The 4,354-nt window shown below is 61.3% G+C and carries 6 protein-coding genes; 4 read left to right on the top strand and 2 right to left on the bottom strand.

Annotated elements, in window-relative coordinates; genetic code table 11:
- Positions 1-135 precede the first annotated feature (135 nt).
- The 4 genes from ADT71_RS00580 to ADT71_RS30900 are packed head-to-tail and all read left to right on the top strand — an operon-like array spanning position 136 to position 3,431.
- Positions 136-405 (top strand): hypothetical protein, encoded by a 270-nt coding sequence (locus ADT71_RS00580; protein WP_054434189.1) that lies wholly within the window; start codon positions 136-138, stop codon positions 403-405.
- Entirely contained in the window at positions 405-1,328 is a 924-nt protein-coding gene (locus tag ADT71_RS00575) for a Mu transposase C-terminal domain-containing protein (protein WP_054434187.1), read from the top strand. Before ADT71_RS00580 ends, ADT71_RS00575 begins: the two co-directional genes overlap by 1 nt.
- The gene (locus ADT71_RS00570; protein WP_054434185.1) at positions 1,325-2,281 is read left to right on the top strand and encodes a TniB family NTP-binding protein; all 957 of its coding nucleotides are present in this window, start codon (positions 1,325-1,327) and stop codon (positions 2,279-2,281) included. Before ADT71_RS00575 ends, ADT71_RS00570 begins: the two co-directional genes overlap by 4 nt.
- Entirely contained in the window at positions 2,259-3,431 is a 1,173-nt protein-coding gene (locus ADT71_RS30900) for a TniQ family protein (RefSeq protein ID WP_334182240.1), read from the top strand. The genes ADT71_RS00570 and ADT71_RS30900 overlap by 23 nt, the downstream gene beginning before the upstream one ends.
- Positions 3,432-3,468: 37 nt before the next feature.
- On the opposite strand, the gene ADT71_RS00565 is transcribed toward ADT71_RS30900, so the two are convergent.
- Both ADT71_RS00565 and ADT71_RS00560 read right to left on the bottom strand, forming a co-directional pair.
- The gene (locus ADT71_RS00565; protein ID WP_054434182.1) at positions 3,469-3,858 is read right to left on the bottom strand and encodes a type II toxin-antitoxin system VapC family toxin; all 390 of its coding nucleotides are present in this window, start codon (positions 3,856-3,858) and stop codon (positions 3,469-3,471) included.
- Positions 3,855-4,100 carry an AbrB/MazE/SpoVT family DNA-binding domain-containing protein gene (locus tag ADT71_RS00560; RefSeq protein ID WP_054434180.1) on the bottom strand — a complete coding sequence of 82 codons (246 nt, stop codon included), beginning with the start codon at positions 4,098-4,100 and terminating at the stop codon, positions 3,855-3,857. Before ADT71_RS00560 ends, ADT71_RS00565 begins: the two co-directional genes overlap by 4 nt.
- Between the last annotated feature and the right edge of the window lie 254 nt (positions 4,101-4,354).

The raw sequence follows: 4,354 nt of genomic DNA, 5'->3' as shown, positions 1-4,354 counted from the left end.
GCAATACCAGTCCATGCCATTGATCACTCCATCTCTCGCAGGACGGCGTGAATCATAAATGGCTGGTATTGCTCAACAACTTTCGGGGCGGGCTCTAAGGCAGCCAATGATCGATGGGAGCCCAATCGCGCTGCGATGGAAGCGGGCTTCGCACTCGAAGTGGTCCAATCGGATCACACACTCGTTGATGTGATCGTCGTCGATGATCTGTATCGCAAGCCCATCGGTCGCCCATGGCTGACCGTGATGATCGACATTGCGAGCCGGACGATACCGGGATTCCATCTGGACCTGTTGGCGCCCTCCGCCGTGTCGGTGGGCATGTGCATGCGCCACGCAGTGCTGCCCAAGGATGATTGGCTCGCTGAACGCGGTTTGGCTGCGCTTGGCCGAACTATGGCCTGATGGACCGACTCCATCTCGATAATGCGCGAGAGCATCATAGCGAAGCTCTCAGGCGCGGCTGCCGCACCTATTCCATCGAGCTAGAGTACCGGCCAATCAAGCGGCCGCACTTTGGCGGGCATATCGAGCGGCTGATCGGCACGATGATGGGGGCGGTGCACCTGTTACCAGGGACGACCTTTTCGAATGTGCTGGAGAAAGGGGAGTATGACGCGGATGGGCGGGCCTGCATGACCATGGCTGAGCTGGAAGCCTGGCTGACGGCCCAGATCATCGGCCCCTATCACGCGGAACGTCACCGCAGCCTCGGCATCCCGCCCTCATTGGCGTGGGATGAGGCGATAGCCCGGCGGCCAGAACTCATGCGCCTGCCGCTCGATCCTGGTTGTTTCCTTTTCGACTTCCTGCCATGCGCGAGCCGCGCCGTGACGCCCAATGGAATAGAGCTTTTCAACACGCATTACTGGGACGATGCCCTCCCATGTTGGTACACTCGGCACGGACAGCGCATGGCGGTCCGCTGGGACCCGCGCGATTTGTCGCGTGTGTGGCTGGAACTGCCTGACGGCGATCATTTGGAAGTGCCCTATCGCGACCTGCGGCGCCCGGCGATCACGCGCTGGGAACAGAGGCAGGCGGTGCAGGCCATCCGAGCCAAGGGTTTGGACGCGCGCAATGAGGCTCTGATATTCGCTGCAGTGGAAACGCAGCGTGCGATCATTTCTGAAGCCGCGCATAAAACCAAGGCCGCGCGGCTTGCGTTGCAGCGCACCCGAAAAGCGCTCTCCGACGCGCATCGTGCGCGTGAATCCGTTTTCCCCGTCTCCACCGAGAAGAAGCCGCAGGAGCCTTTGTTGGAAGACAAGGTCACTTTGCAAGAGCCGGCGCGGCTTCCTTTCGTCGTCGAGGAGATGCGGCGATGATATCTGCGACACATCTCGCCGAAGGCTATCGGCAACGGGCACGACGCCCCGATTCAGAGCGCATTGCCTGGATCCGGCAGGATCGCTGGCTCGGCTTTCCGAAGGCGGAGGCGGTGCGGGCAACCCTCGAGGCGATGTTCACCTATCCGGCCCGAACCCGCATGCCGTGTCTGTTGATCTTCGGACAGACCGGAATGGGGAAGACCCGCATCGTCGAGCGGTTCGAGATGGAAAACCCCCGCAGCTTCGATGACAGGATTGGCGTCGCCACCATCCCGGTGGTCGCGGTGCAACTGCCACCACAGCCGACCGAAGGGGAGTTTTACGGGGAGCTGCTCGAAGCTTTGGGCGCCGGTTACGCTGGCAAGGTTGCCTGGTCGGAAGGCCGCACTGAAATCAGCCGCGCGCGCCATCTTGCCCGCCGGGTTATGACCCAGGTCCGCGCGCGCATGCTGATCCTCGACGAGATCAACCACATGCTCGCCTGTACGCCGCGTCAGCAGCGGATTTTTCTCAACACGCTGCGCTATTTCGCGAATGACCTGAAAATTCCCATCGTATGTACGGGCAATCACGAGGCCCGAGCCGCGCTGCTGACCGACGCCGCCTTGGCCGAACGGTTCGACGCTGTGGAACTCACGCGTTGGCGAGACGATGAGGCGTTCCGCGACTTGCTCCAGACCATGGGGGCCATTTTGCCGCTCCGTCAGCCGTCCGAGCTGACGGGCGATCGTTGTCGTCTCGGCATTCTGGATCTCAGTGACGGGAATACTGGACGGATCTTTCGCCTGGTAGAATCGCTGGCGGTCAGAGCGATCGAAACCGGCGCTGAGCGCATAACGGCCAGCGACCTGGATGCGGAAGATTTGGTTTTGCCTTCCGTCAGCATGAAAAGCCTGGTCCGTCGGCGGGGCGAAAGGAACGCGAGCTATGGGAGCCGCACGGCGCATTGAAGCGAAAACAGTGTTGCCGGTCGCGCCTCGACCCCGACCTTGCGAGTTGGTCTCGTCGTGGCTTGGGCGAACCGCAGCCCAATACGACCTGGAAACTCCGCAACTCCTGGATTGGCTGGCGCCGAACGGGGCTATGCCGCGAAACCGGCCGGACGTTACCTGGCAGGAGGATGAAGCCGCGCAAGTGATAACGGCGTGCCGCGCTGAACCCGCCGATATCCGAGGGCTTCAGCTTGCTGAGGTATGGCCTCGGCTCGTCGTGAATTGGTTGCCGGCGCCCGGTCGCGGCGGGCGTATGAGGGGAAACCTGGACCTCAACTGGTGCCGTCAATGCCTCGACGAAGCGCATCGGTCCGGCGGCGCCTACCTTGACCGTGAAACCGCGCTCCCGCTCAATTTCTGCCATCGCCATTGCTCATGGCGTCACGATTTTTGCGATAATTGCGATCCTCGGCACGAGCCGCGCTTTGTCTACGCCGATCCTGTTGAGTTTGTCTGTGCAGATTGCGGCCATGCTCCTAGAAATCCCGGTAAGTTTGCTCCCAGGTATGCGGCGAGCGAGACCTGGCAGCCGGACGGCGTGCGCTTTGCGCGGCTGATGGCTTTTGAACGTCAATTGCGTCGGGCGATCCTGGGGCAGAACGCTTATCTTACAGGGGCGGGTCCGGTCACGTCTCGGCAGATGCTGGATGTGGTTGGTGATCTGACATGGGCCTTGCTTGCTCCGCAAATCGGTACGGGAAGTCTGATAAATTCATTCAGTCGCCCACATCGTCACTGGGTGCGCGATCACCGCCCATGTACCTTTTCGCCATCCTTCTATTGTGAGCTGTCGCCGGTCTATCGGGCCTGGGTTTTGAGTGCCGTGCAAACTTTGCTTGCGCCGCGGCCGCCAGCTGGCCGGAGTTCGGTTCGCGAGGAGGCCGGCAACCAGCCCCGGGATCTGGAGTGGTTGCTGCTGTGGGCCTTCCCGACCTTGCAGGCCATGCTGATTTCCCGCAGCGCCCGATGGCCGCGCCGTTTACGAGAACGGGTAGCGAGAATGGCAGGCCATCCGGAACTGCGCCATATTGATGTCGCCGCGGAGCTTGCAAAACTGGACGCCCGCTGTGCGCGGGAGCAAGCGATGCCGTATATGCCGTGGGCATAATGCCCAAACGCTGTTCGGTCGAAAGCCGCCTTCCGATTTAGCGAATGGCGACGATCTTCACTTGGACAACATCTGCGACGGTCTTCCAAGCGAGGTCGCTGGTCCAGGCAGGAAGGCCGTCGCGCTGGGCGAGGGCGAGGCAGCAGCGATCGCCAAGCGACAGACCGGCACTTGAGGTCACCGCGCGCAGACGGCCGGCGAGTTGGGCCAAAGCCTTGTCGACCGGCACAACGGTTAAAGGCAGCGGATCGAGCATCGCGTCCACTTCGTGCTCCGGCATCCCGGCATGCACGAAGTGACTGATGACTTCGGCGTAATTGACAGCGCTGATCCGCGCGCCGGCGATGGCGGTCGCCACCTTGGCGGCGCCGCGCTCACCCTTGAGCATCGCGAGCAGCGCGGAGGCATCGAGCACGATGTCGGTCATTCGCCGCTATCCTCCCGGCGACCGGCCAGGAAGGCTTCGACCGAGCTGTCGGGATTATCGCCGGTATAGCGCTTGGCCAAGGCCTGCGCGCGCGCCACCGCCTGTGCGGCGGTGCGCAGGACGACGCCATCGTCGGTTTCATCAAGATAGATCGCACCGCCATCCGTAAGGCCCAAGCGCTTGCGAATGTCTGCGGGCAGACTCATGCGACCTTTTGGCGTAATGTTGATCTGGACGGTCATGTGACGCTCAATTGTGTAAGAGTTTTCGAGGTCATCAATATATATCCAATGATAATCGAGAGCAACGAGATACAATGTGTGACACCTAAATGGATCAGGTGGCACATCCCCTCACCCGTGCCACCGCCTTAAAAGCCACTTTCCATAATCGGACATTATGGTAATGACAGTGTGGTTATCGGTGACAACAGAACGGCGGGGCAGGGCGTGAGTCACGAAGATCCGAACGAGGCTCAATCAGTCCCCGATGACAC

It is taken from the genome of Novosphingobium sp. ST904 (genome assembly GCF_001298105.1).
In the GTDB taxonomy this organism is placed as follows: domain Bacteria; phylum Pseudomonadota; class Alphaproteobacteria; order Sphingomonadales; family Sphingomonadaceae; genus Novosphingobium.
Note: the sequence above shows the minus strand (reverse complement) of the source record. Positions and strands in the feature narration are given on the sequence as shown.